Below are 24,065 nucleotides of genomic sequence, written 5' to 3' on the forward strand. Positions count from 1 at the left end.
GTGCCTTCCCTCGTGGCGGAGGGAAGGCACGCACGGCACCTACTTGAGGGACGTGACGAACGACGTCCAGGCCTCGGCCGTGACGGTGAGGACCGGGCCGTGGGGGACCTTGGAGTCACGGACGGGGACTACGGCGGTGTGGGCGTCGCAGACTTCGAGGCAGTCGCCGCCCGTTCCGTTGCTGTACGTGCTCTTGCGCCAGCGGGCGACGCCGGGGAAGGCTTCGGCTACCTCCACGCAGTTGCCGCCGGTGCCGTTGCTGTAGCTGCTCTTGCGCCAGACGGCCATGCTCAAGTCAATCCCGTTGCTTGCCATTTCGGTCATCCTCAGCCGCTTGCTCGATCAGGGCGAGGGACGCCTCCGGAGGCAGCGCGGCGGCCCTGAGCAGATCGTACGACCTGCGGTACTCCTCAACGAGGGCTGGATCATCGATGGTGTCCCCGCTGTGCTGCGACTCCAAGTAGACCAGCGGTGGTGCATCGGGGAAAGCCATAATTGTGGCCGCTCCCATCATGAGCGGATGCGGTCCGCAGTTCCACGGAAGGATCTGTGGAACGATCCGCCGACGCCGTGCCATCCCAGCAATGCGCTCCCACTGCTCAGCCGACTGTTCCGGCGGCAACATCGGCTGCCGCAGTAGAACCTCTGGCAGGATCGCCCAATACATCGGCATCTTGTGGTTCTCCTCGAAGAGCCGGGCCCGCGCCAGTCGTGCGCTGACCTTCTCCTCCACCTCCTCGACCTGAGCGAGTGGCATGGCGGCCTGAACAAGCGCCCGCGCGTAGGCATCCGTCTGAAGCAGGCCCGGAATCAGGGTCGGGCACCACTCCTCGATGGACTTGGCGTGCTTCTCAGCTTCCAGCACCCGCTCGAAGTACTGTGCGTGTCCCCGCCGTTTCGCCCTCCGCACGTCCTCGCACCGCCGCCGGAAGAAGCCGTCCGTGCCGAGCACCTTGTCCACGTGCTCGGCCAGCTCCGCCGGCATCCGGCGCGTCCCCCGCTCGATCTCGCTGAGGTGACTCGGACCGTAGAAGCTGCCCTCGACCAACTGCTGGAGGGTCAGCCCCGCCTCCTCCCGTTTCCAGCGCAGCTCGCTGCCGTAGAAGGTCGGGACGCCCGTCGAACCGTCGATGTCCTTGCGCTGCCCCATCGTTCACCTTCCTTGGTGTGCCGTTACCGCCCGCTACCGACTCCCGGACCGCATACGCGCAGTTCAGGACCGGGATGCCGAAGGGCTGTCACGCTACGCCGACCGGCGTCACAGTGTGAGCGGTTCGTCACACAGAGCACTGGAAGGCGTGAACCCCCATGCACAGCCCCACCGAAGCCGACGCCTGCGCCGAGGAGTTGCGGGCGGCGCTCGCCTCGCACGGCATCACCCTGCCGTCCCTCGGCGTCGACCTGCCGACCTTCGCGGCCCGCTGCCCCACCCGGCCGCTGATCGCGCTCGGCAACTGCAACCTCCTCACCGCCCAGGCCCTGACCGCCGCCCTCCGCAAGGGGGCCGCGTGATGCGACCGGTCACCACCCTGGAGCTGTTCGCGGCACCGGCCGAGCTGTCCGCCGTACGCCGCGCCCTGCGCGACTACGGCGCCGACGTCCAGCTCTGCGCCAGCGAGCTGGTCACGAACGTGATCCAGCACCTCGGCGAGGGCATTCCCGTCACCGTCCGGGTGTGGTGCGACGGCGGCGGGCCTACGCGCCTGGAGGTCACCGATCCCGACCCGCGTGCGCTGCCCGTCCTGCGGGCGGCGGTGGGTGCCGAGGAGGAGTCGGGGCGTGGGCTCGCGCTGCTGGACGCGCTGACGGTGAGGTGGGGCGTGACGCAGGGGCCCAGCCACAAGACTGTGTGGTGCGAGGTGAGGGAGGGGCCGTCGGACGGCGGCGTTGTCCCGGGCCGGGGCGCGGTGTCAGTGGCGTCCGTTTCCACCGGGCGCCGCCCTGAGCCGGAGAGCGTTGCAGGGACGACTACCGCGGGCCGCGGCCCGCGGTAGTCGTCCCTCAATCCGCGTCGCGGGGCGTCAGCCGCCCAGGACCGAGCCGAACTCGGTGTTCGGGTGGGTGAGGCCGAAGTCCTGCACGCTGAACGAGGTCGCGCCGGTCGTCGTCAGCCCGGCCGCCGAGCCGCGCAGCACCCCGTCGGCGCCGTCGCGCACCGACCCGGCCGGTGAGGTCCGGATCTCCAGGATGGACACGGAGCCGGGTGCACGCGGTGCGCCCGCGACATCGCTACGGCCTCGTCGAGCCGCACGACCCGTCGGGGCGGTGAGACCTCAGTCGCGCACCGACACCTTGGTGAGCTGCTCGGAGACCTCCCAGAGACGGCGCGCCAGCTCGGGGTCGCGGGCCGCTTTCGGGGCCTGCACCGGTTTGGGCGCGCCGTACATCTGCAGGACACCGGGCCCCACATAGGTACCGCCGGGGATGTCGGCCGTGGCGGCGTACAGGGTCGGCCGCGCGCCGGCCGCCGCCGACGACGCGAACAGGGGAGTGCTCAGCCGCATCAGCGTATGCGCGAGGCCGCGCGCGTCCGACAGGGCGCCGGTCGCCGCCCAGCCCGGGTGCGCGGCGGTGGCGAGGACCTCCGAGCCCGCCGCCGTGAGCCGTCGCTGCAGTTCGAAGGTGAACAGCATGACGGCGAGCTTCGACTCGTTGTAGGCGCGGGAAGCGTGGTAGCTCCTGCGCTCCCAGTTCGGGTCGTCGAGGTCGAGACGGGCCGCCTGGGCGACGGACGAGATCGAGACGACGCGGCCGGTGAGGTGCTCACGCAGGAGCTGCGTCAGGGCGAAGTGACCGAGGTGGTTGACGCCGAACTGCGCCTCGAACCCGTCCTTGGTGCGGGTCAGCTCAGGCGGGTAGATGGTGGCGGCGTTGTTGACCAGCAAGGAGATGTCGCCCTGCCAGTCATCGGCGAAGCGCCGGATGGAAGCGAGGTCGGCGAGATCGAGCGCGCGGACCTCGGTCCGTCCGGACAGCTCCGCGGCGACGGCTCGCCCTTTGTCGACATGGCGCACCGCGAGCACGACGCGGGCCCCGGCGGCGGCGAGCGCTCGTGCGGTCTCGCGCCCGAGGCCGCCGCTCGCACCGGTGACGATCACCGTTCCGCCGGAGAGATCAGGAAGGTGAGTGGCGTGGGATTCGCTCATGGCGCCAATCTAGACACTGTCAAGAAACTTGGCAACGACAAGATGCGGGTAATATCTGCCTGTGCCCAACGAAGCCCGCCCGTACCACCACGGCAACCTGCGCGCCGCGCTGCTCGACGCGGCCGAGCGCAACGTCGAGAGGTCCGGGACGGAGCAGCTGTCGCTGCGGGAGCTGGCGCGGGTCGTCGGGGTCAGTCACGCGGCGCCGCGCGCCCACTTCGCCGACCGTCAGGCGTTGCTGGCCGCGTTGGCGGAGCGGGGTTTCGGCCGCCTGGGCGCGCAGTTGAAGGCTGCACGCGACGGTGCCGGTCCGGATTTCGGCGAGCGGCTGCGGGCGGTGATAGCCGGGTTCATCACCTTCGCGAACAGCAGGCCCGTGCTGCTGGACCTGATGTTCTCCGCGAAGCCGTACGGGGACAAGGCGCGGCTGCCGGCGGCGGCCGAAGCCCTGGCGGTGGTGTACGACCTGATCGGCGACGGCGTGGCCGAGGGCGCGCTCGCCCCAGGTGACCCCGAGCGTTACGGGCTGCTGCTGTACTCGTGGGCCCAAGGCCTCGCGAGCCTGATCGCCGGCGGCGGCCTCGAACCCGAGGTGACGGACTCACTGGTCTCCGACGCGGTGTCGACGTTCATCCGCGGTAACGCCGCCGGCTGAACGTGCCCAGCCGACACCCGGCGCGAGGAGCGAGGAACGAGCGGCGCGCAGGACACGGCCCAGCGGCTGCGCGCGATCTGCCGCGAGCTGTCGGACCGCTTCTACGAGCGGGCGGACGTCGTACGGACGCTGGCGGTGACGTTGCCGGCCGGACAGCACTCGCTGGTGCTCGGTCCGCCCGGTACGGCGAAGTCGGAGCTGGCGCGGGAGCTGACGGGCCGGATCGAGGGGGCCGCGTACTGGGAGATCCTGCTGTCGAAGTTCACCGCGCCGACGCGGATGTTCGGGCCCATCGACGTCGCCGCGCCGGCCCGGGGCGAGTACCGGCAGGTGTACGACGGGCGCGCCACGACCGCGCACATCGCGGCGGCACGGACTTCCAGCGTCCGCTGGGCACCGCCGTGGACGTGCTGGAGGAGGAGTTCGACGACACGGCCCGCGGACGCGGCGACATCGTGCTGATCACCGACGACGCCTGCGAGGTGACGGAGAAGTGGGTGCGCGGCTGGAACGACGCCAAGCACCGCCTGGGCTTCCGCCTCTTCGGCGTGGCCATCGCCACCCCGGACGCCGCCACCGGGTCCGGGTCGGTCCTGGAGTCCCTGTGCGACGACCTCCGCACCGTCGAGGACCTGGCGGACGTCCACACGGCCCCCGACCTGTTCCGCGTCATCCGACCCGGTGCGCCCGCACGGGTTCAGGAACCGCGGTACAGCCGCCGCAGGTCGACCAGGACGACCTCGCCCCGGTCCGCGGCCGCACGCAGGTCCGGGTCGAAGCCCGCGCCGCTGTAGCAGGCGGGCGTGGCATGGCTGGTGTCCACGCCTCGTGCGGCCAGCAGGTCCAGCATGCGGTGCAGGCGTTGCAGGTGCCCGAGGTGCATCACCTTGTTCCACTTCGCCTCGCCCACGGACAGGAGGATGCCCTGGTCCTGGCCGATCGCGCCGTGCACCACGACGTCGGCCTCGATGCCGGTGCGGCTCGCGGGGTCGGCGACGGTCCCCGAGGAGACCTGGATCGGCATGCCTCCGAAGGTCCCGGGGTCCGCGTGCCACTCGGCCCACTCCCGGCACAGCCGCTCGAAGTGCGGCCCCACGACCTTGCTGAGGAACGTGGGACGGCTGTGTTCCCAGACCGTGGCGGCTCCCCGGCGGCGGCTGAGAAGTGCTGTCTCGGGCCGTAGGACGGCATGGTGGAAGCTGATCAGTGGCTCGGCGACGTGATACGTGGTGCGGTTGCCCCGGAAGGCGTCGGGCTCGGCGGTCAGCAGACCGCAGTTCTTCAGGACGGTCAGCGGGAGGGAGATGTCCGTGGCCTTACGGCCCACCGCGCTCGCGATGCCGCCGCTGGTGCGGTTGCCGCCCGCCACCGCGGCCAGGACCGAGTGGTACAGCGACCGGTCGCGCAGGTCCGGCTCGGCGGCGAGGAGGTACGGGGCCTCGCCGTGGATCGGCCGGGCCGGATTGAGCACGGTGCGGCAGACCCAGGCGTCGAAGTCGTCGGCGCCGTCCGGTACGTCGTCGTCGACGAACTCGCGCCGGTAGGCGGGGGTCCCGCCGACGATCGCGTGGACGAGGACCGCCAGCCGTGGATCCTGGATGCCCCAGAACTCGGCGGCCTCCCGGAAGCCGAGGGAGTGGACCACGAGGTCGAGGCCGGCCCGGCCGTAGAGCGGGGAGGCCCCGGAGAGCAGCCCGCCCATGAAGGACATCGCGCTGCCGCACAGCAGAATCCGGGGACGCTCCTTGCGGTGGCGTTCGGACCGTACGCCGAGGGCGGCCTGCAGCCGGGACGGGAGGGAAGGGGCGTTCCGCACCAGGTACGGGAACTCGTCGATGACCACCGGTAGCGGCCTCTCCGCCGCCAGCCCGAAGAGCATCTCCAGCGCCTCGTCCCAGCTCTCGGGCCGCCCGGGGACGGTGGACCCGGTGAAACGCGCGACCGCCTCGCCCAGCAGTCGCAGGGACTCGGTGGCCGACGCCTCGACGGCGGCGAAGTAGAAGCCTCCTGTGGCCTCGGCGAGCGCCTGGAGCAGAAAGCTCTTCCCTTGACGGCGACGGCCCGACACCACTCCGAGCCGGGGACCCGCGCCTTCGGCTGTCGCGAAGGCGGTCAGCTCACTCCACTCCCACTCCCGGTCGAACATGTCAGGCGGTCTCGGCAGGCTGCGTGATGCGGGCCGGGCCATGGGGACCTCCCTGGTCTCGGAGGCGCGCCCCTTTTTAGAGGCGTACCTCTTAGAAGTACATCTCTAAGAACGAAGGAAGTCGGTCCGGGTTACTCGAGGAGCGCCCGCCGGCCGGACTGGTCGGTTCCCGTTGCGTACCGGTATCACCCGGACACCGGCCGTTCACCGGGACCGCCGGGGAACGTTGGGTTCCGCGGGGATGCTCCGGGGGTGAGACGAATTACGGGAATCGTCCTCGCGGTGCTGCTGATCGGTGGCGTGGTGGCCGCCGTCGTCGCGGGCCGGGACAGCGAGGAGACGGGCACGGCAACGAAGACCGTGCGCATGGTGACCGGATCGGAGAAGGCGGAGTTCTTCGCCGATCCGGACGTGGTGGAGGCCCTCGCCGCCAAGGGCTACACCGTCGAGGCCGAGACCTCCGGGTCCTGGGCCATGGAAGGGCTGGACCTCGAGGGGTACGACCTCGCCTTCCCGTCCAGCCGGGCGCCCGCCGTCGAACTGGCCGAGAAGTACGAGGTCCGGGGGATGCTCCCGCGCCCGTTCTACTCGCCCCTCGTCGTCGTGTCCCGCCGCGGGGCCGCCGAGGTGCTGGCCGCGAACGGGCTGGCCGAGCTCGACGAGGAGAACCCGGGCACGCTGAAGATGGCGGCCTACCTCGACGCGGCCGAGCGCGACCGCACCTGGCAGCAGCTCGAGGGGGCCGGGAAGTACGGGGAGCTGACCGGCACCCTCTACATCTCCAGCACCGACCCGGAGAGCTCCAACTCCGGCGCGCTGTACCTCGCCGCCGCCTCCTACGTCGCAGGCGGCGGCAAGGTGGTCGCGAGCGACGCCGACGTCGAGCGCACCGCTCCCCTGCTGCGCAAACTGGTCAGCGTCCAGGGCGCCCAGCAGACCGGCACGGACGCCGCGTTCCGGGACTTCGTCAGCGGCGCCGGCAACCCGCTCGTCCTCGTCTACGAGTCCCAGGTGGCCACGCTCCTCGACGAGCAGCAGAACGCGGACGACCTCGTCGTCCTCTACCCGGACACCACGGTCAACAGCGACCACACCGTCGTCCCGCTCACCGAGAACGGCCGGGGGCTCGCCGAGCTCCTCGGCGACGACCCGACGTTGCGCAAGCTGGCCGTCCGGCACGGCTTCCGCCCGCAGGGCGACGTGGCCGAGTTCGCGGCGGCCGCCGTGGGCCGCACCGCCTACCTCAAGCAGCGACTGACCGGCGTCCGCCAGGCGCCCGTGCCCACCTCCGCGGTGCTGCGCGAACTGGCGCGACGGGCGCGCGGATAAGGGGGAACAGCAACCGATGAACAGCAGCGCAGACGGCGACTTCGTCCTCACGCCGCCCGAGGCCGTCCCGCCCGTGCCACGGGAGAAGGCCGGCGGGCTCGTGCCCGTCGACGACGGCGTGCGCGCCGGCATGGCGGCCAAGGCCGCCGCGTACGTCGAGGGGCTGGCCGCCCTGGACGCCCGCTCCCCCGAGTTCGCGGGCAAGGTCGGTGAGATCACCGCACTGGGCGCCGGCGAGATGCGTACCGCCACCGCGCAGTCCAACCGCATGCTGGAACGCACGGTCCGGAGCCTGCCCGACAAGGGCGGCGACGCCCAGTCCAAGGTCGCCGGATCGCTGGTCGAACTGCGGCGCGTGGTCGAGGACCTGGACCCGCGCGACCTGCCCGCGAACAAGGGCCGCAAGTTCCTCTCCCGGCTGCCGGGCGGCAACAAGCTGCGCGACCACGTCGCCAAGTACGCCTCCGCGCAGGGCACCCTGAACCAGATCGTGGGCTCCCTGCGGGCCGGACAGGACGAACTGCGCCGCGACAACGCGGCGTTGCAGACGGAGCGGGTCCGGCTGTGGGAGACCATGGGCAAGCTCCAGGAGTACGTCGTCCTGACGGAGGCCCTCGACACGGCCGTCGAGCGGCACATCGCCGGCGTCGAGGCGGCCGACCCCGCGCAGGCCGACTCGCTCCGCGCCGACGTCCTCTTCCCCGTCCGGCAGAAGCACCAGGACCTGCTCACCCAGCTCGCGGTGTGCGCGCAGGGCTACCTCGCCATGGACGTCGTACGCCGCAACAACGACGAGCTGATCAAGGGCGTGGACCGGGCGGCCACCACCACGGTGTCGGCGCTGCGGATCTCCGTGATGCTGGCGTCCGCGCTGGACCACCAGAAGAAGGTGGTCGAGCAGGTCAACGCGCTGCGCGGCACCACCGAGGAGCTGATCCGGGGCAACGCGGAGATGCTGGCGACGCAGAGCGGGGAGATCCAGCGCATCGCCGCCGACCCGGCGGTCGGGGCAGAGACCCTGCGGACCGCGTTCCAGCAGATCTACCGCACCCTCGACACCATCGACACCTACAAGGTGCGGGCGACCGAGGCGATGGCGGTGACGGTGGAGAACCTGACCTCCGAACTCCAGCACGCCAGCAGCTACTTGGAGCGCAGCCGGTCGCAGGGCGCGCTGGAAGGGGGGCTCGGATGAGACGACGGTCCCTGGCCGCGCTGCTCGCCGCCACCGCGGCCCTGCTGGGCGCGTGCACCGCCGCACCGGAGAAGGAGAAGGAGAAGGACCCGCACTCAGCCGAGCCGGGCACCCTGCGGGTCCTGGCCTCCAGCGAGCTCAGCGACATGACGGCGGTGCTGGAGCAGGTCGAGAAGGACACGGGCGTCACCGTCCGGCCGACCTGGATCGGCACCCTCGACGCCGTGGACATGCTGGCCACGGGGAAGGCGGACGGCAGGTACGACGCGGTGTGGCTGTCCTCCAACGACTATCTGCGGCTGCGCCCGGAGGCGGCGGAGAAGGTCGTCTCGGAGACACCCGTGATGTCCAGCCCGGTCGCCATCGGCGTCAAGCCGGCCACCGTGCGGCGGCTGGGCTGGAAGCCGGAGGACGTCACCTGGTCCCAGGTCGACCAGGCCGTGCGGGAGGGGGAGCTCACCTACGGCATGACCGACCCGGCCCGTTCCAACTCCGGTTTCGCCACGCTGGTCTCGGTCGCCTCGGCGCTCTCCGGAGCCCAGTCCGCGCTCACCGACGCCGACGTGACGAAGGCGCGCCCGCGGCTGAAGGAGTTCTTCCAGGGGCAGAAGCTGACCTCGGGCTCGTCGGGCTGGCTGGCCGGCGCCTATTCCCGCCGCGGTGACATCGACGCGCTCCTCAACTACGAGTCCGTCCTGAAGGGGTTCGAGAACCTGACGGTGATCCGCCCGAAGGACGGTGTCGTCACCGCCGACTACCCGCTGTCGTCGCTCGCCGCCACGGACAAGGAGACCCGCGACGACGTGCGCCGGGTGGCCGAGGCGCTGCGCACGGACGGTGTGCAGCGGCTGATCACCGACCGTACGTTCCGCCGGCCGGTCGTCGCCTCCGTGCCGCCGGCGGCCGGCCTCGACACGAGCAGGCGGCGCGAGCTGCCCTTCCCCGGCGATCTCTCGGTCGCCGACGGCCTGCTCGACGCCTACGAGAACGAACTGCGCCGCCCCTCGCGGACCGTGTACGTCCTCGACACCTCCGGCTCGATGGAGGGCGAGCGCCTCAGCCGGCTGAAGCAAGCGCTGACCCGGCTCACCGGGGACTTCCGCGACCGGGAGGAGGTCACCCTGATGCCGTTCGGGTCGGCGGTGAAGAGCGTGCGCACCCATGTCGTCGAGCCGGACGCCCCGGAGCAGGGGCTGGAGGCGATCCGCCGGGACACCGCGGCACTGCGGGCCGAGGGCGACACGGCGATCTACACGTCCCTGGAGAAGGCCTACGACCACCTCGGCACCGGTGAGGACACGTTCACCTCGATCGTGCTGATGACGGACGGCGAGAACACGGCCGGCGCCGAGGCGGGCGACTTCGACTCCTTCTACCGGGGGCTGTCCGGCGACCGCCGGAACACCCCCGTCTTCCCCATCCTGTTCGGCGACTCCGACCGCGCGGAGCTGGAGCACATCGCCGAGCTGACCGGCGGCCGGCTGTTCGACGGGCAGGGCTCGCTCGACGGGGCGTTCGAGGAGATCCGTGGCTACCAGTAGGGCGATGGCGTATCTGGAGTCCCGCAAGAACCTGGCCGGGGGCGCGGGCGGGCTGGCGGGGCTGGTGCTGACGTTCACGGGCGTGGCGGGCCCGTACTGGCCGGTCGTGGTGGTGGGGCTGTACGGGGCCGGGGCGCTGATCGCCCCGCCCGAGCGGCCCGCGCCGCCCGAGTTCCCCGACCCGTCCGCGCAGCTGGACGAGGTGCGGGCGGACTTCGAACGGCTGCGGGACTATCTCGCGGACGTCGATCTGCCGCCCACCGCGCGGGGCCGGCTCGACGAACTGACGGAGCTGCTGGCCGCGTTGCTGGACCCCGGGTGGGCGACCGAGATCCTCGCCCAGGACCCGGAGGCCGTCCACATACTGTCGCGAGCCGTGCGGCAGGACGTGGCGGAAGCCGTCGACGCCTACGTCCGCACCCGCTGGTGGACGCGGCTGACGCCGGGGCAGATGCCTCCGGAGCAGCACCTGGTGCGTCAGCTGGAGCTGCTGCACGCGGAGGCGGAGCGGCTGGCGCAGCAGCTGCGGGAGACCGAGGCCCGGCGGCAGGAGTCCCACACGCGGTACCTGGAGGACCGCTCGGGCTGACCGGCGCCGGGCGAGTCCGGGCACGCCGACGGGCCGGGCACGCCGAGGGCCGGGCACGCCGAAAGTCCGGACCCGCCGAAGGCCGGACACACCGAAAGTCCGGACCCGCCGAAGGCCGGACACACCGAGGGCCCGGGCACGCCGAAAGTCCGGGCACGTCGAAGGGCCGGGTCCTCCGCACGCCGTTGTGCGGCGACCCGGCCCGAGCGGGACCTCCCCCGCGCTCCGGGGTACTACGAGCTACTGGAGCGGAGGGAGACCCCCTCGCGGCCGGCCTTCGTGACGACTTCGCGGGTCAGGGCTAGTCGGACCGGCCGCGGAGACTGCGGGGGACGTCAGCCCAGGCGCTGCACCAGGGCCCGGTACTGGTCCCACAGCTCGGCGGGTGTGTGGTCGCCGAAGGTGTTCAGGTGCTCGGGGACGAGCGCCGCCTCCTCGCGCCACACCTCCTTGTCGACGCTGAGCAGGAAGTCCAGGTCGGCGTCGGCGAGGTCGAGGCCGTCGGTGTCCAGGGACTCCTTGGTCGGCAGCACGCCGATCGGGGTCTCGACGCCGTCCGCCTTGCCCTCCAGGCGCTCCACGATCCACTTCAGGACGCGGCCGTTCTCACCGAAGCCCGGCCAGACGAACCTGCCCTCGTCGTCCTTGCGGAACCAGTTGACGTAGTAGATCTTGGGCAGCTTGGACTGGTCCTTGTCCTTGGCCACGTCGATCCAGTGACCCATGTAGTCGCCCATGTTGTAGCCGCAGAACGGCAGCATGGCGAACGGGTCGCGGCGCAGCTCGCCGACCTTGCCCTCGGCGGCGGCGGTCTTCTCGGAGGCCACGTTGGCGCCGAGGAAGACGCCGTGGTTCCAGTCGAAGGACTCGGTGACCAGCGGTACGGCGGTGGCGCGGCGCCCGCCGAAGAGGATCGCCGAGATCGGCACGCCCTTGGGGTCCTCCCACTCCGGCGCGATGATCGGGCACTGCGCGGCGGGGGTGGTGAAGCGGGCGTTGGGGTGCGCGGCAGGCGTGCCGGACTCGGGCGTCCAGTCGTTGCCCTTCCAGTCCGTGAGGTGGGCCGGGGTCTCCTCCGTCATGCCCTCCCACCACACGTCGCCGTCGTCGGTGAGGGCGACGTTGGTGAAGACGGAGTTGCCCCACAGGGTCTTCATCGCGTTGGCGTTGGTGTGCTCACCGGTGCCGGGCGCGACGCCGAAGAAGCCGGCCTCGGGGTTGATGGCGTACAGGCGGCCGTCCTCGCCGAAGCGCATCCAGGCGATGTCGTCGCCGATCGTCTCGACGGTCCAGCCGGAGATGGTGGGCTCCAGCATGGCGAGGTTGGTCTTGCCGCAGGCCGACGGGAAGGCGGCGGCGACGTACTTGGGCTCGCCGGTGGGCGGGGTCAGCTTCAGCACGAGCATGTGCTCGGCGAGCCAGCCCTCGTCGCGGGCCATCACGGAGGCGATGCGCAGGGCGTAGCACTTCTTGCCGAGCAGGGCGTTGCCGCCGTAGCCGGAGCCGTAGGACCAGATCTCGCGGTCCTCGGGGAAGTGCGAGATGTACTTGGTGGAGTTGCACGGCCACGGAACGTCCTCCTGGCCCTCCTCCAGCGGGGCGCCGAGGGTGTGGACGGCCTTGACGAAGAAGCCCTCGTCGCCCAGCTCGTCCAGGACCGGCTGTCCCATGCGGGTCATGGTGCGCATGGAGACGGCGACGTACGCGGAGTCGGTGATCTCGACGCCCAGCGCGGACAGCGGGGAGCCGAGGGGGCCCATGCAGAAGGGCACGACGTACATGGTCCGGCCGCGCATGGAGCCGCGGAACAGGCCCCCTTCGCCCTTCTCACCCGTGAAGATCTCCCGCATCTCGGCGGGGTCCTTCCAGTGGTTGGTCGGGCCGGCGTCCTCCTCCTTCGCGGAGCAGATGAAGGTCCGGTCCTCGACGCGCGCGACGTCGGAGGGGTCGGAGGCCGCGTAGTACGAGTTGGGGCGCTTGATCGGGTCGAGCTTGCGGAAGGTGCCCTTCTCTACGAGCTCCCCGCACAGGCGCTCGTACTCGGCCTCGGATCCGTCACACCAGACCACTTCGTCCGGCTGGGTCAGTTCGGCGATCTCGTTCACCCACGAGATCAGCTCCTGGTGGTCGGTGGGGACGGGGGGAGCAGCGATGTCGCGCGCCACGATTGCTCCTAAATGAGGGTTTTTGGTTGGGAGGCCCCGTGGGGGCTGCGACCCGGATGCGTGACGATGACCTCTTGGGCGCTCATCCGGTGTCGACCGCACTCATTTGATCATCCGACGAGAGCGCCCATCTGTCCAGAGGGCGTCACACCTGAGCGGAGTGAGGATCGCCACGTGCCCGCGCCGGAGTTTTTCGGGGGTGCGCGGCCGGGTACCCCGTGAGACGATGACCACTCAGCGACCACGAACGTCCGTACTGATGCGTAACTTACGGTCCCGTAGGTACGATGCGCCCATGACTGCGTCCGCTTCCGACGCGCCCAGGGACACGCCGGCCGCCGGCCGCGGTCCCGTAGCGCTCTCCCTGCCGCATCCGGTCAAGCCGAAGCTGCGCGGCTGGCTGCATCTCGGCATGTTCCCGGCCGTCCTCGTCGCGGGTCTGGTCCTCACCGCCCTCGCCGAGTCGACCGAAGCACGCATCGCCTGCGGGATCTACGTCCTCACGGCCTGTCTGCTCTTCGGCGTCAGCGCGCTCTACCACCGGGGCGACTGGAGCCCGCGGATGGACGGCGTACTGCGCCGCCTCGACCACGCCAACATCTTCCTGATCATCGCGGGCACCTACACCCCGCTCACGATGCTCCTGCTGCCGGAGGCCAAGGGCCAGTGGCTGCTGTGGGGCATCTGGGCCGCCGCCGCCGCGGGCATCCTCTTCCGCGTCTTCTGGGTCGGGGCCCCGCGCTGGCTCTACACCCCGTGCTACCTCGCCATGGGCTGGGCGGCCGTCTTCTACCTCCCTGAGTTCATGCGGGCCGGCGGCATCGCCGTCCTCGTCCTGGTGATCGTCGGCGGACTGCTCTACAGCGCGGGCGGCGTGATCTACGGCCTCAAGCGGCCCAACCCGTCACCGCGCTGGTTCGGCTTCCACGAGGTCTTCCACTCCTTCACGCTGGCGGCCTTCATCGCGCACTACGTGGGAATCTCGCTGGTCGCCTACTAGACGCGCCGCCGAAGGCCCGGTGCGCCCCGTGCGGGCGCGTCGTGGCCGGCCGCGCCCACGCGGGCCGAGCCGCGGACGGCAGAACCCGTGCCCCCGCGGGCAGCCCATCCGCGGCAATGACCCCCATGACGGCCGCACGCCCCCGCTCCCCCGCCGACCGCTCCCGCGGCCTGGCGGTACCGGGCCGAGCACCACCACGAGAAGGATCCGGCCGACCTGGCCGCACGCGCCCCGGACGTCCTGGAGCACGGACGCCGACTCCCCGAAAAGGCTGAGGCCACCCCCCTGCCCCATGGCATCCTGACCCGGTGAACGGTCCCGAGATCCGCGTCGAATTCGCCCCCGAACTGCACCTGTTCGTCCCGCGGGCCCGCCCCACCGGCGCCGCCCGCGCCACCACCGACGGCGTCTCCACACTCGGCCACGTCGTCGAGTCCCTCGGCGTCCCGCTGACCGAGGTGGGCACGCTCCTCGTGGACGGCCGCGAAGTGCCGCGCGGACACGTTCCCAGCGGCGGCGAATCGGTCAGCGTCCGGGCCGTCGAACGCCCGCAGCGGGTCCCGGGCGCGCCCCTGCGCTTCCTGCTCGACGTGCATCTCGGCACCCTCGCCCGCCGGCTGCGGCTCCTCGGCGTGGACACCGCGTACGAGTCGACGGACCTCGGCGACCCGGCGCTCGCCGCGCTGTCGGCCGCCGAGAAACGGGTCATGCTCAGCCGCGACCGCGGCCTGCTGCGCCGCCGCGAACTGTGGGCCGGCGCCTACGTCTACAGCAACCGCCCCGACGACCAGCTCCGCGAGGTCCTGGACCGGTTCCGGCCCGAGCTGCGCCCCTGGACCAGGTGCACCGCCTGCAACGGGCTGCTGAAGCAGGCCACCAAGGAGGAAGTCGCGGACCAGCTCAAGGGCGGGACCGAACGGTCGTACGACGTGTTCGCGCAGTGCCGCGCGTGCGGGCGCGCGTACTGGAAGGGCGCGCACCACGAGCAGTTGGAGGCCATCGTGGAGGCGGCGGTACGTGCGAGTACTCAGGGCGGCTGAGCACCGGGTTTGAGTACGCGGACCGATCGCACGGGACGGCCGGCGCGGTGTGATGGGCGGCATGACCACTCCGCCCGCGCCCGTCCCGCCGCTGCCCACCGCCCGCATCGTGACCGGGTGCTCCGTGGCCGGGCTCGTCCTGCTGCTGCCGACCGTCGTCCTCGCGTGGCTGGCCGTGTTCGCCTCCGAACGCGGCGGCCGCTGTCTGACGTACGGCGAGCGGTGCTCGACCGTGCCGGGCGAGGCGCTGTGGGCCTGCTTCTGGGCGGCGGCCCTCCTGGGCGTGCTGGCGCTCGCGTGGCCCCGTACCCGGTGGAGGCCGGTCGGGTACGGGGCCGTCGCCCTGCAGTGGGGTGCTCAGCTCACGCTGGGCGGGCTGATCCTCAGCGGCGCCTGACGTCCCCCTTCCCGCAGGCGGTGCCGTCCCCGTTCGGGTCCAGGCGCAGCGGGTCGTCCTTGCCGTTGACCTTCAGCCGGCCGTAGTCGTGCTCCTTCAGCCAGGTGCAGCGCTCCGTCGTCGTCGCCTTCACCTCGGCGGGGAAGGCGGTCGGCACACAGACGTTGGCGGAGCCGTAGTGCCGGTCGCAGCCGGAGACGGTGGGGCCGACCGGCTGCGCGGCCCGCTTCTCGCCGGCCGCCGCCACCTTGCCCCGCGGGGCGTCGGCGAAGGAGTGGACGTGCGCGGAGGCGTCCTTGGTGCTGAGCGCCCGCGGACCGTCCAGGTGCACCCACTTCGCCACCGAGGGCACGCCGTTGGCGTCGACCGCGAAGAGCATGTACCAGCCGGGCGGGGCCAGGTTGGGGTTGCTGGTGACGTTGAGGTCGACGTTGTTCCCGTCGACGGACAGCGGCAGGTCGACGAACCGCTGGTTCGGGTCGGAGGAGTGGGTGACCGCGGCCGGGCGGATCAGCTCGGCCTTGGCGATGGGCCGGTCGACGGTGATCCGCTGGGTGTCGCCGTAGTTCCACTCGGTGTCGATGACCGAGGTGATCGCCGGACGCTCGCCCTTGAGGAGGTAGGGCGGGGTGTAGACGGACACGTCGTGGTTCCAGGAGCCGTTGCCCGGGTTGTCGCCGGTCGTCATCACCCGGCCGTCGGGGAGCAGGAACGCCGAGGAGTGGTAGCCGCGGGCCTCCGGGTCGGTGGCGACCGGGTCGAAGGTCTCCGTCTCCGGGTCGAAGATCGACGTCTCGAACACCGGATCGGCCCGGTTGTGCAGCGCGCCGCCGGTCTCCAGCACCGTGCCGTCGGGCAGCAGGACGGTGGAGACGTACATCTTGCCCTGGTCGCCGGTCTGCGGGACCGGGCCGTCGCCCAGGTCGACGGTGCCCTGCGGGAGCGACGGCCCGGCGACGTACGCCGGGTTCGGCTGCTTGAGGTCGATGATGTCGGTGAGGCGGTTGGCGTCCGGGTTGGAGTCGATGTTGCCGCCGCCGACGGTCAGCACCTTCTGGTCCTGCGCCGGGGGCAGCAGGACGCTCATCGACTGGTCCCGCTCGTCCTTGCGCTGGAGGCCGGGGACCTCGGTGATCGTGTTGGCCTCGTAGTCGTAGATCGCCGAGCCGGTGCCGGGGATGTTGTTGCCGAAGACGTGGCTGCCCGAGTAGAAGAGCCGGCCGTCCTGCATCAGGATCATCGACGGGTACAGGCCCCAGTACGACCAGGTCTGGTTGACCTGCCAGGTCGGCAGCCACTTCTGCTGCTCGTCGGACCACAGCTCGGCCGTCACCGAGCCGGTGGAGTCCTCGCGCAGGCCGCCGAAGGAGATGACGTCGCCGTTGCCGAGGATCGTCGCCGACGGGTACCAGTGGCCGTCGTTCATGTCGTTGGTCTTGAGGTAGGTCTCGGTCTCCGGGTCGAAGACGTACGAGTCCTTGTAGCCCTGGTAGCCGATCGTGCCGTCCGCCGAGGGGTAGCCCAGGTTGCCGCTCATGACGAGCACGCGGCCGTCCTTGAGCTGCACGTGCCCGGCGCAGAACATGTCCTTCGGCGTCGGGATCGTCCTGTAGTCGCCGGTCTGCGGGTCGTACACGGCGGAGGTGAAGGTGCCCGCCTCGAACATCTCCGGGTCGTTGCCGGAGCCCGCGATCAGCAGCACCTTGCCGTTGTGGAGCACGACGGAGTGCATGGAGCGGACCGGGTTCTGGGTGGGCAGCACGTCCCAGCGCCCGTTGGCGCACTCCTCGGCGGTGCCCGTGCACCCGGGGTCCGGGACCGGGTCGGCGACCTGCTCCATCGTGTAGTCGTCGGTGGTCGCCGAGCCGGTGCCGTAGACGGAGACGCCCCAGCTGATGCGGTCGGTGCCGGCCGGGACCTCGGGGGTGCGGACGCTCGCCTCGGTCCAGTCGGCCGCCAGGTCCAGGGTCTTCAGGTCGGTCCAGTACTGCCAGCCCGCGGTGGCGTCGTGCCGGAAGAGGGTGAGGGAGGCGTCCGGGGTCGTCGTCTTGTACCAGAGCGACAGGTCGTACTGCCTGCCCTCCGTCACCACCGGCGCGCACTCGGCGGACTCGGTGATCAGGGCCTTGCGGTCGCCGTCGGTCCGGCGGGTCAGCTCGACCTTCATGGCCCGGTCGCCGGAGTGGGCGTCGGCGACGGTCTCGTAGCTGAAGTCGTTGTCGCCCCAGCCGGACTTCTCCCAGCAGTACGGCATGTCGCCGGTGGACGCGGTCTCGAAGCCGGGGTTCTTGACGAGGTTGGCGGCCGACGCGGGCTGCGGTGCGGTGAGGAGGAGCCCGCCGGTGAGGGCGGACACCGCCAGGAGGGCGGAGGTTCTCCTTCGGGTTCTTCTTCTCATGCCTCACTCCTTGCTGGACCGGCCTTGCGGCGGCGCGGGAGGTACACGAGCGCTTCGGTCCCGGCGAAGCGCAGGACGAAGGTGATGACGAGGGCCAGGGCGGTGGCCGGCAGCACGGCCAGCCCGAACTCCCCGACGAGCAGGGCGATCAGCGGGATGCGCAGCACCAGGTCGGCGTTGGCGATCAGCACGAACCTGAGGGTCCGGTCGGCCCAGTGCCGGTGCCTGCGCCGGTCGCGGAAGAGCAGCCGCTCCAGCAGCAGGAAGTTCCAGGCCACGCCGAACTGGTTGGCGGCGATCTCGGCGGGCAGGTAGTGCACGCCCGCCTCGGTCAGCGCCCACAGCGCGGCCAGGTTCGGCACGAAGCCGCTCAGCCCGATCAGCCCGAACACGACCATGCGGGCCAGCGGCGAGGCGGTGCGCAGCCCGGCCAGGTGGCGCAGGAAGCGCAGCCCCTCCCGCGCCGTCGACTTGGACTCCCCGGCGAAGCGCTCCTCGAAGACGAACGGCACCTCGGTGACCGTCTGCGGGCGGCCGCGGACGGCGAGTTCCAGGAGGATCTTGTAGCCCAGCGGCTTGAGCACGTCGGCGGTGACCTCGCTGCGGCGGATGGCGAAGAAGCCGCTCATCGGGTCGCTGATGCCGTGCAGGCGGCGCGGGAAGAGCGCCTTGGTGAGCCAGGTCGCCGCGCGGGAGACGGCGATCCGGTAGCTGCCCGCCAGCCCGGCGCGGCTGCCGCCCTTGATGTAGCGGGAGGCGACGACGAGTCCGGCGTTCGCCCGCTCGCCGGTCGCCACCAGCTCCGGCACGAGGGACGGCGGGTGCTGGCAGTCGCCGTCCATGACGACGATCCAGTCCGAACCGGCCGCCTTCATGCCCTCGACGACCGCGCCGCCCAGCCCGCCGGCCGGCTCCTCGCGGTGCAGGACGGTGACCGGGAAGGGGCAGTCCGGCGCCGCCGCGCGGATGACGTCCGGGGTGTCGTCGGTGGAGTCGTCCACGAAGACGACCTCGCAGGGCAGCCGGGCCGGCACGGACTCGGTGATCAGCCGCAGCAGCCGCCGTACGTTCCCCGACTCGTTGAAGGTCGGTACGACGATGGTGACGGCGCCCGGCTCGGGCACCTCCGAGGCGCGTACGGCCGGATGTCCCAGCTCGTCGGGGACGGTCGACTCGTGGCTCATCGGGCGGCTCCGGAGGGCTGGACGCGGCGGATCTCGATACGGTCCGCACCGGTGCCGAAGACGGCTACCGGAGCCGAGTGGTTCATGGCCGCCTTGACGTTGGGCAGGTCGACCGCGTCGCGCCGCACCGTCGGGGAGGCGACCACGTAGTCGATGTCGCGCCAGCCGCCCGGCATCGTCTTCGTCACCGCCGGGTCGAGATCCGCCTTGTAGAACCAGATGACCCCGAGCCCGGGCTCGTACCCGGCGTGCACCAGGTCCAGCCAGAGCGCGTCGTCGACGAGGACGCGGGTGTCCTGCGGGTTCGGCACCTCGCTCGCCAGCCAGTCGGCGGCGGCCTCGTAGGGGGCGTTGGCGTCGGCGGTGACGGCGGTGCGGTCGCCGTCGTACCAGCGGGGCACGACGTAGGCGCCCGCGGCGAGCACCAGGACGCCGGCGAGCGCGTACCGGGCGAGGGTGATCCCCCGTTGCTCGGCCTCCGTGCGCCATCTGCGCAGCACGGCGTGGGCGACGCTCGCGGCGCCGCCGGCCAGCACCAGGGCGAGGAAGGGCAGGGCCTGGATGACGTACATCGCGGGCAGGTAGCCGCTCGGGCGCAGGGCGAGGGCGGCGAGGATCGCCACCGTCAGGGCCGGTCCGGCCAGGGACCGCGCGGTGACCGACCAGCGCCAGGTGGCCAGCAGGAGCAGCGCCCCGGCGAGGCCGCCGAGCGGCAGGACCCGGTCGTAGTACAGCCAGGACTGGAGGACGCCCCACGAGCCGGAGCCCTCGTCGAGGATGAAGCCGGAGCCGGGCCGGGTCAGCTGGTACTCGATGCCCTCCCACAGCGAGACGTGCCCGCCGCCCGGCAGCAGTTCGCCCTTGAGCAGGGCGAACAGGGGGTAGGAGAAGCCGATCAGCGCGCAGGCCGTGACGGCGCCGGTCACCGCGAACTTGCGGGTGTCCTTGTGGCTGTGCCGCCACATGGTGACCAGCACGGCGGGCAGGACGACGAGCATCGTCTCCTTGGTGAGCACGGCCGTGGCAGCGGCGATGCCCGCGCCGAAGTGGTGCCACAGGTGGCGGCTCGGGGAGGCGGCGAGCGCGAACGCCAGCAGGGTCCACATCACCGCGAGGTTGTCGAGGAAGATCTCCCGCTGGAGCACCACCGACAGCGGGGAGAGCCCGAAGAGGGCCATGGCGAGTCCGGCCGCCCAGCGCGGCAGGGACAGCCGGCGGGCGATGACGTAGACGAGGACGGCGGAGACGGCGCTGACGGTCAGCATCACGCCGCGCATGGCACCGACGGTCATCGACTCGGGGCTGACCAACGCGGGTATCCAGGTCAGCACGGCTATCTGGATCCAGCCGAGCGGCGGGTGGTCGTACCAGTAGGTGTAGTGGGCGAGGCCCTCGCCCTGCTGGACGGCCCAGGCCTGGGCGAGGTAGGTGCCCTCGTCGTCGCTGAGGGTCGGGTAGGCGGAGATGTTCCAGCCCTGCACGAGCATGATCGCCACGAGCAGCGTGCCGCACAGCAGGAGGTCGGGGCGCGAGGAGCGCAGGCGGCCCGGTGGCGCCTTCGTGCCGGTGGCCGGGCCGGTGTCGTGGGCAGGCTGCCGCTGCGCGGGGACCGTGGTGCCGGCCGCCGCGGGGAGGGTGGAGGTCACGCGGGAACGTCCTCTCGGTCCGCGGGTGCGAGGTGGGCGCCCACGTGGCTGGTCAGCTCCCAGTCGTTGCGGCCGCGCTGCTCACGCCATACGGCGCGGACGGCGGCCCCGGCGAGGAGGACCTGGTAGAAGGGGCCGCCGACGATCAGCTTCAGATAGTGCGTGAAGCGGATCCGCAGGCCGTACTGCTTGCCGAAGTCGTGCAGGCCGACGACCTCGAAGACGAAGGTGACCAGGGCGGTGACGGCCGGCAGGAAGGTGACGAAGGCGATGCCGACGGGCACGTCCAGGAAGAGCGCGACGGCCGCGTTGAGCGGGATGATCACACCGGTGAAGGCCTGCAGGAAGGGCGTCATCAGGGTGTAGCGGGCCAGCAGCCGCTGACTGAAGGTGGGCAGCTGGGTCCAGTCCTTCTTCCGGTACACCTGGAGGAAGCCCTGGTTCCAGCGGGTGCGCTGCTTGAGCAGGGACACCAGCGTGCCCGGCGTCTCCTCCCGGGTGACCATGTCGGAGTCGTAGGCGACGACGACCTTCTTGCCGGTGCTGGAGAGCCGGACACCGAGGTCGCAGTCCTCCGCCAGGCAGTCCGGGTCCCAGCCGCCGGCCGCCCGCAGCACGTCCGTACGCACGAAGACGGTGTTGCCGCCGAGCGGGATGAACCCCTTCTGCGCGTGCAGGTGCAGCCGGGAGCGGAACCAGAAGAAGTACTCCAGGCAGTTGCGCAGGCTGTACCAGCTGGAGTGGAAGTTGATCAGCTGGACGCCGCCCTGCACGACGTCGGCGCCGGTGGTGCGGAAGGCGTGGTCGACGTGGGCGAGCAGTTCGGGATGGACCTGGTCCTCGGCGTCGAAGACCCCGACGACGTCACCGCGGCAGTGCGGCAGCGCCGTGTTCATCGCCCTCGGCTTGTTCTTCTTCTCGTGGGTGTCGACGACGACCCGCACCCGCGGATCGGCGCCGGCGGCCTTCTCGGCGACGGCGGTGGTCTCCGGGTCGTCGTGTCCGACGATCACGATGATCTCGAAGTCGGTGTGGGACGAGGTCAGCAGCCGCTGGATGGTGTGGTCGAGCACGGCCTGCTCGTGCCGCGCGGGCACGAGCAGCGAGAACGAGACGTGCTCGTCGCCGTCGGGCGGGCTGAACCGGGTGGAGGCGAGTACTTCCGGCGTGCGCCAGGCGTGCATCTGCCACCACAGCGTGAACGCCGCCATCCAGAAGAGCGCCAGTGAAACGGCAGCGATGAAGACGGACGTAAGCAAGAAAGATCCCCCCAGATCTCCGAACTCCCCCTGACGCGGCGGAGCACCCGGACGGGGCGCCCGCTCCGCCGAGTCACGGTGAAGAGACTAGGGGTAACCTGTGAAACTCATAAGGTGTTTGAGTGAAGAGCATGTTTCCTCACTACGAGGACCGGGTCTGATCAGTTCGCCTGCCGGTTACGTTCCGAATACGTGCGGTTCTGCCGTTCCGGCTGTTCAGGTGGTACGCAGCGCGGCACGCAGACGTTCCGGGTCGGTGGTCGGCGCGTCACAGGTGAAGTTCCGGCAGACGTACGCGGCCGGTGCCCCGTCCATCAGCGGCCGGCCGGCGAGCAGGGGGAACTCGTCGCTCCCCTCGGCGCCGACGGCGACGACCGCACCGGGCGCCGTCCCCAGGAGTGCCGTACGGTGCAGGCCCTGCGTGGCGCTGTCATCCGGCGCGGGCCCGACGACGGCGACTTCACGCGGCCCGTCGAGCAGCGCCTCGGCGGCGGCCAGCCCCCAGCCGACGAAACGCGGGACCCGCGGGCCGAGCGCCTTCACCACGCCGAGGGCGTGTTCGGCGGCGGTGCGGTGCGGCGCGGAACCGGTGTGGGCGGCGTAGGACAGCAGGGCGTTCGCGGCGGCGGTCCAGCCGGACGGGGTGGCGTTGTCGGTGGGGTCCTGCGGGCGGCGGATCAGCCGCTCGGCGTCGGCCGCGGTGTCGTAGAGGGAACCGGAGTCGTCGGTGAAGCGGGTGAGGACGTGGTCGAGGAGCAGCCCGGCGAAGTCCAGCCAGACGCCCTCCCCGGTGACCGACGCGAGCGCGAGGAAGCCCTCCGCGACGTCGGCGTAGTCCTCCAGCACCCCGGCGTGGGCACCCGCCCGGCCGTCCTTGCTGGTGCGGCAGAGCCGGGCCTGCTCGTCGAGGTGCAGCCGCACGAGCAGGTCGGCGGCGGCGACGGCGGCCTCCACCAGGTCGGGGCGCTCGAAGTAGGCGCCCGTCTCGGCGAGCGCGGCGATCGCGAGCCCGTTCCAGGCGGCGACCACCTTGTCGTCCCGGCCCGGGGCGGGACGGCCGTCGCGGGCGGCCAGCAGCCGCTCCCTGACCGAGGCGATCCGCTCGGCGTCGAACACGCCCTCCTGCTGCGGGAGTTGCAGCACGGAGGAGCCGTGCTCGAAGGTGCCCTCCTCGGTCACCCCGAAGTACCGGGCGGCGAGTGCGGCGTCGTCGGCGCCGAGGACCTCGGTGAGCTGCGCGGGCGTCCACACGTAGTAGGCGCCCTCGACGTGCTTCCCCATGCCGTCGTCGCTGTCCGCGTCCAGCGCGGAGGCGAAGCCGCCCTCGGCGGTGCGCAGTTCGCGCACCATGAAGTCGGCGGTCTCCAGCGCGACCCGGCGGGCGAGGTCCGAGCCGGTGGAACGCCACAGGTGGGCGTAGACGCGGCACAGCAGGGCGTTGTCGTAGAGCATCTTCTCGAAGTGCGGCACGACCCACTCGCGGTCGACGGAGTAGCGGGCGAAGCCGCCGCCCAGCTGGTCGTAGATGCCGCCGCGTGCCATCCGCTCGCAGGTGTCGCGCGCCATCTCCAGCGCGCCGTCGGCGCCGGTGCGGGCGTGGTGGCGCAGCAGGAACTCGACCACCATGGACGGCGGGAACTTCGGCGCCCCGCCGAACCCGCCGCGCTGCGGGTCGTACTCCCGGGTCAGCCCGAGCAGCGCCTGTCCGAGCTCCGCCTCCCCGGGCGGCCGCGCGTCCCCGTAGGAGATCTCCCGCCCGGCGAGGTCCCGCACGATCTTCCCCGCGACCTCGGTGACCTCGTCCCGCCGCTCCGCCCACGCCTGGTGGACGCCCTGGAGCACCTGCCGGAAGGACGGCATGCCGTGCCGGGGCTCGGGCGGGTAGTAGGTGCCGAAGTAGAAGGGCTCCGCGTCCGGCGTCAGGAACACGGTCATGGGCCAGCCGCCCTGCCCGGTCGCCGCCTGCACGGCCTCCATGTAGACGGCGTCGACGTCGGGGCGCTCCTCGCGGTCGACCTTGACGCTCACGAAGTGGGAGTTGAGGAAGTCGGCCGTGGGCCCGTCCTCGAACGACTCGTGCGCCATCACGTGGCACCAGTGGCAGCTGCTGTACCCGACGCTGAGCAGCACCGGCACGTCCCGCCGCCGTGCCTCCTCGAAGGCCTCGTCCGACCAGGGCCACCAGTCGACGGGGTTGTCGGCGTGCTGAAGGAGATAGGGGGACGTCTCGTGCGCCAGTCGGTTCGGCATGGTGTCCATCCTGCCCCAGTACCCGCGCGTCCCCGGACGGCACACCGTCGTGGCGCCCGCCGACCCCTCCCCAGGGTCTCCCCGTCGCAGGACACTTGACCGACGGACAACCGGGGAAGGACCCG

General features: G+C 71.5%; 21 protein-coding genes and 2 pseudogenes. 12 read left to right on the top strand and 11 right to left on the bottom strand.

What is annotated here, in order from left to right; genetic code table 11:
- Positions 1 to 39: 39 nt before the first annotated feature.
- Both ACP4J0_RS02915 and ACP4J0_RS02920 read right to left on the bottom strand, forming a co-directional pair.
- Complete coding sequence (locus ACP4J0_RS02915) at positions 40 to 315, bottom strand: DUF397 domain-containing protein (RefSeq protein ID WP_426597018.1); 276 nt, start codon at positions 313 to 315, stop codon at positions 40 to 42.
- Positions 296 to 1,150, bottom strand: a complete 855-nt coding sequence (locus ACP4J0_RS02920) for a helix-turn-helix domain-containing protein (protein WP_426597019.1) — start codon at positions 1,148 to 1,150, stop codon at positions 296 to 298. Before ACP4J0_RS02920 ends, ACP4J0_RS02915 begins: the two co-directional genes overlap by 20 nt.
- 158 nt (positions 1,151 to 1,308) lie before the next feature.
- On the opposite strand from ACP4J0_RS02920, the gene ACP4J0_RS02925 reads away from it, so the two are divergent.
- Both ACP4J0_RS02925 and ACP4J0_RS02930 read left to right on the top strand, forming a co-directional pair.
- A complete protein-coding gene (locus ACP4J0_RS02925) occupies positions 1,309 to 1,512 on the top strand; it encodes a hypothetical protein (protein WP_426597020.1) in 204 nt (67 codons plus the stop codon).
- Positions 1,512 to 1,994: an ATP-binding protein gene (locus ACP4J0_RS02930; protein ID WP_426597271.1), complete on the top strand. Its 483-nt coding sequence runs from the start codon at positions 1,512 to 1,514 to the stop codon at positions 1,992 to 1,994. The genes ACP4J0_RS02925 and ACP4J0_RS02930 overlap by 1 nt, the downstream gene beginning before the upstream one ends.
- 27 nt (positions 1,995 to 2,021) lie before the next feature.
- Here ACP4J0_RS02930 and ACP4J0_RS02935 read toward each other — a convergent pair whose 3' ends face one another.
- Both ACP4J0_RS02935 and ACP4J0_RS02940 read right to left on the bottom strand, forming a co-directional pair.
- Positions 2,022 to 2,195: a hypothetical protein gene (locus tag ACP4J0_RS02935; protein WP_426597021.1), complete on the bottom strand. Its 174-nt coding sequence runs from the start codon at positions 2,193 to 2,195 to the stop codon at positions 2,022 to 2,024.
- A 78-nt stretch (positions 2,196 to 2,273) separates the two neighbouring features.
- Complete coding sequence (locus ACP4J0_RS02940; RefSeq protein WP_426597022.1) at positions 2,274 to 3,146, bottom strand: oxidoreductase; 873 nt, start codon at positions 3,144 to 3,146, stop codon at positions 2,274 to 2,276.
- Positions 3,147 to 3,207: 61 nt separating this feature from the next.
- On the opposite strand from ACP4J0_RS02940, the gene ACP4J0_RS02945 reads away from it, so the two are divergent.
- The 3 genes and pseudogenes from ACP4J0_RS02945 to ACP4J0_RS02955 form a co-directional block, all read left to right on the top strand.
- Positions 3,208 to 3,801, top strand: coding sequence for a TetR/AcrR family transcriptional regulator (locus ACP4J0_RS02945; protein ID WP_426597023.1), 594 nt, complete (start codon positions 3,208 to 3,210; stop codon positions 3,799 to 3,801).
- Between the two features lie 66 nt (positions 3,802 to 3,867).
- A pseudogene (locus tag ACP4J0_RS02950) lies at positions 3,868 to 4,167 on the top strand (AAA family ATPase); the annotation flags it as partial.
- Positions 4,167 to 4,475: pseudogene (locus ACP4J0_RS02955) on the top strand (hypothetical protein); the annotation flags it as partial. The pseudogenes ACP4J0_RS02950 and ACP4J0_RS02955, both read left to right, overlap by 1 nt.
- Positions 4,476 to 4,498: 23 nt before the next feature.
- On the opposite strand, the gene ACP4J0_RS02960 reads toward ACP4J0_RS02955, so the two are convergent.
- The gene (locus ACP4J0_RS02960; protein WP_426597024.1) at positions 4,499 to 5,947 is read right to left on the bottom strand and encodes an AAA family ATPase; all 1,449 of its coding nucleotides are present in this window, start codon (positions 5,945 to 5,947) and stop codon (positions 4,499 to 4,501) included.
- 252 nt (positions 5,948 to 6,199) lie between these two features.
- On the opposite strand from ACP4J0_RS02960, the gene ACP4J0_RS02965 reads away from it, so the two are divergent.
- From ACP4J0_RS02965 to ACP4J0_RS02980, 4 genes are read left to right on the top strand one after another with little or no spacing between them, the layout of a single operon-like run.
- Positions 6,200 to 7,276, top strand: a complete 1,077-nt coding sequence (locus tag ACP4J0_RS02965) for a hypothetical protein (protein ID WP_426597025.1) — start codon at positions 6,200 to 6,202, stop codon at positions 7,274 to 7,276.
- A 16-nt stretch (positions 7,277 to 7,292) separates the two neighbouring features.
- Positions 7,293 to 8,471 (top strand): toxic anion resistance protein, encoded by a 1,179-nt coding sequence (locus ACP4J0_RS02970; protein ID WP_426597026.1) that lies wholly within the window; start codon positions 7,293 to 7,295, stop codon positions 8,469 to 8,471.
- A complete protein-coding gene (locus ACP4J0_RS02975) occupies positions 8,468 to 10,012 on the top strand; it encodes a substrate-binding domain-containing protein (protein WP_426597027.1) in 1,545 nt (514 codons plus the stop codon). The genes ACP4J0_RS02970 and ACP4J0_RS02975 overlap by 4 nt, the downstream gene beginning before the upstream one ends.
- The gene (locus ACP4J0_RS02980; protein WP_426597028.1) at positions 9,999 to 10,601 is read left to right on the top strand and encodes a hypothetical protein; all 603 of its coding nucleotides are present in this window, start codon (positions 9,999 to 10,001) and stop codon (positions 10,599 to 10,601) included. Before ACP4J0_RS02975 ends, ACP4J0_RS02980 begins: the two co-directional genes overlap by 14 nt.
- Positions 10,602 to 10,936: 335 nt before the next feature.
- Here ACP4J0_RS02980 and ACP4J0_RS02985 read toward each other — a convergent pair whose 3' ends face one another.
- Positions 10,937 to 12,766 (bottom strand): phosphoenolpyruvate carboxykinase (GTP), encoded by a 1,830-nt coding sequence (locus ACP4J0_RS02985; protein WP_426597029.1) that lies wholly within the window; start codon positions 12,764 to 12,766, stop codon positions 10,937 to 10,939.
- 295 nt (positions 12,767 to 13,061) lie between these two features.
- Between ACP4J0_RS02985 and trhA the strand changes: the two genes are divergently transcribed.
- The 3 genes from trhA to ACP4J0_RS03000 all read left to right on the top strand — a co-directional run bounded on the left by trhA (position 13,062) and on the right by ACP4J0_RS03000 (position 15,203).
- Positions 13,062 to 13,766 (top strand): PAQR family membrane homeostasis protein TrhA, encoded by a 705-nt coding sequence (gene trhA / locus ACP4J0_RS02990; protein ID WP_426597030.1) that lies wholly within the window; start codon positions 13,062 to 13,064, stop codon positions 13,764 to 13,766.
- 308 nt (positions 13,767 to 14,074) lie between these two features.
- Positions 14,075 to 14,806, top strand: coding sequence for a Mut7-C RNAse domain-containing protein (locus ACP4J0_RS02995; protein WP_426597031.1), 732 nt, complete (start codon positions 14,075 to 14,077; stop codon positions 14,804 to 14,806).
- Positions 14,807 to 14,867: 61 nt separating this feature from the next.
- Positions 14,868 to 15,203: a hypothetical protein gene (locus ACP4J0_RS03000; protein WP_426597032.1), complete on the top strand. Its 336-nt coding sequence runs from the start codon at positions 14,868 to 14,870 to the stop codon at positions 15,201 to 15,203.
- Here ACP4J0_RS03000 and ACP4J0_RS03005 read toward each other — a convergent pair.
- The 5 genes from ACP4J0_RS03005 to ACP4J0_RS03025 all read right to left on the bottom strand — a co-directional run bounded on the left by ACP4J0_RS03005 (position 15,190) and on the right by ACP4J0_RS03025 (position 23,940).
- Positions 15,190 to 17,601, bottom strand: a complete 2,412-nt coding sequence (locus tag ACP4J0_RS03005; RefSeq protein WP_426597033.1) for a galactose oxidase-like domain-containing protein — start codon at positions 17,599 to 17,601, stop codon at positions 15,190 to 15,192. The two genes, ACP4J0_RS03000 and ACP4J0_RS03005, sit on opposite strands and share 14 nt — an antisense overlap.
- On the bottom strand, positions 17,598 to 18,785 hold the full coding sequence (locus ACP4J0_RS03010; RefSeq protein WP_426597034.1) for a glycosyltransferase: 1,188 nt from the start codon (positions 18,783 to 18,785) through the stop codon (positions 17,598 to 17,600). Before ACP4J0_RS03010 ends, ACP4J0_RS03005 begins: the two co-directional genes overlap by 4 nt.
- The gene (locus ACP4J0_RS03015; protein WP_426597035.1) at positions 18,782 to 20,431 is read right to left on the bottom strand and encodes an ArnT family glycosyltransferase; all 1,650 of its coding nucleotides are present in this window, start codon (positions 20,429 to 20,431) and stop codon (positions 18,782 to 18,784) included. The genes ACP4J0_RS03010 and ACP4J0_RS03015 overlap by 4 nt, the downstream gene beginning before the upstream one ends.
- Positions 20,428 to 21,690 (bottom strand): glycosyltransferase, encoded by a 1,263-nt coding sequence (locus ACP4J0_RS03020; protein ID WP_426597036.1) that lies wholly within the window; start codon positions 21,688 to 21,690, stop codon positions 20,428 to 20,430. Before ACP4J0_RS03020 ends, ACP4J0_RS03015 begins: the two co-directional genes overlap by 4 nt.
- Before the next feature lie 216 nt (positions 21,691 to 21,906).
- A complete protein-coding gene (locus ACP4J0_RS03025) occupies positions 21,907 to 23,940 on the bottom strand; it encodes a thioredoxin domain-containing protein (RefSeq protein ID WP_426597037.1) in 2,034 nt (677 codons plus the stop codon).
- Between the last annotated feature and the right edge of the window lie 125 nt (positions 23,941 to 24,065).

This window comes from Streptomyces sp. WG7 (assembly GCF_049975785.1).
GTDB lineage: Bacteria > Actinomycetota > Actinomycetes > Streptomycetales > Streptomycetaceae > Streptomyces.

What these genes read in the sequence shown, in the direction of transcription:
- ACP4J0_RS03025 (WP_426597037.1), bottom strand. Translation starts at nt 23,940, where the DNA reads ATGCCGAACCGACTGGCGCACGAGACGTCCCCCTATCTCCTTCAGCAC.
- ACP4J0_RS02920 (WP_426597019.1), bottom strand. Translation starts at nt 1,150, where the DNA reads ATGGGGCAGCGCAAGGACATCGACGGTTCGACGGGCGTCCCGACCTTC.
- ACP4J0_RS03010 (WP_426597034.1), bottom strand. Translation starts at nt 18,785, where the DNA reads ATGAGCCACGAGTCGACCGTCCCCGACGAGCTGGGACATCCGGCCGTA.
- ACP4J0_RS02970 (WP_426597026.1), top strand. Translation starts at nt 7,293, where the DNA reads ATGAACAGCAGCGCAGACGGCGACTTCGTCCTCACGCCGCCCGAGGCC.
- ACP4J0_RS03005 (WP_426597033.1), bottom strand. Translation starts at nt 17,601, where the DNA reads ATGAGAAGAAGAACCCGAAGGAGAACCTCCGCCCTCCTGGCGGTGTCC.
- ACP4J0_RS02960 (WP_426597024.1), bottom strand. Translation starts at nt 5,947, where the DNA reads ATGTTCGACCGGGAGTGGGAGTGGAGTGAGCTGACCGCCTTCGCGACA.
- ACP4J0_RS02925 (WP_426597020.1), top strand. Translation starts at nt 1,309, where the DNA reads ATGCACAGCCCCACCGAAGCCGACGCCTGCGCCGAGGAGTTGCGGGCG.
- ACP4J0_RS02940 (WP_426597022.1), bottom strand. Translation starts at nt 3,146, where the DNA reads ATGAGCGAATCCCACGCCACTCACCTTCCTGATCTCTCCGGCGGAACG.
- ACP4J0_RS02975 (WP_426597027.1), top strand. Translation starts at nt 8,468, where the DNA reads ATGAGACGACGGTCCCTGGCCGCGCTGCTCGCCGCCACCGCGGCCCTG.
- trhA (WP_426597030.1), top strand. Translation starts at nt 13,062, where the DNA reads ATGACTGCGTCCGCTTCCGACGCGCCCAGGGACACGCCGGCCGCCGGC.
- ACP4J0_RS03000 (WP_426597032.1), top strand. Translation starts at nt 14,868, where the DNA reads ATGACCACTCCGCCCGCGCCCGTCCCGCCGCTGCCCACCGCCCGCATC.
- ACP4J0_RS02930 (WP_426597271.1), top strand. Translation starts at nt 1,512, where the DNA reads ATGCGACCGGTCACCACCCTGGAGCTGTTCGCGGCACCGGCCGAGCTG.
- ACP4J0_RS02915 (WP_426597018.1), bottom strand. Translation starts at nt 315, where the DNA reads ATGGCAAGCAACGGGATTGACTTGAGCATGGCCGTCTGGCGCAAGAGC.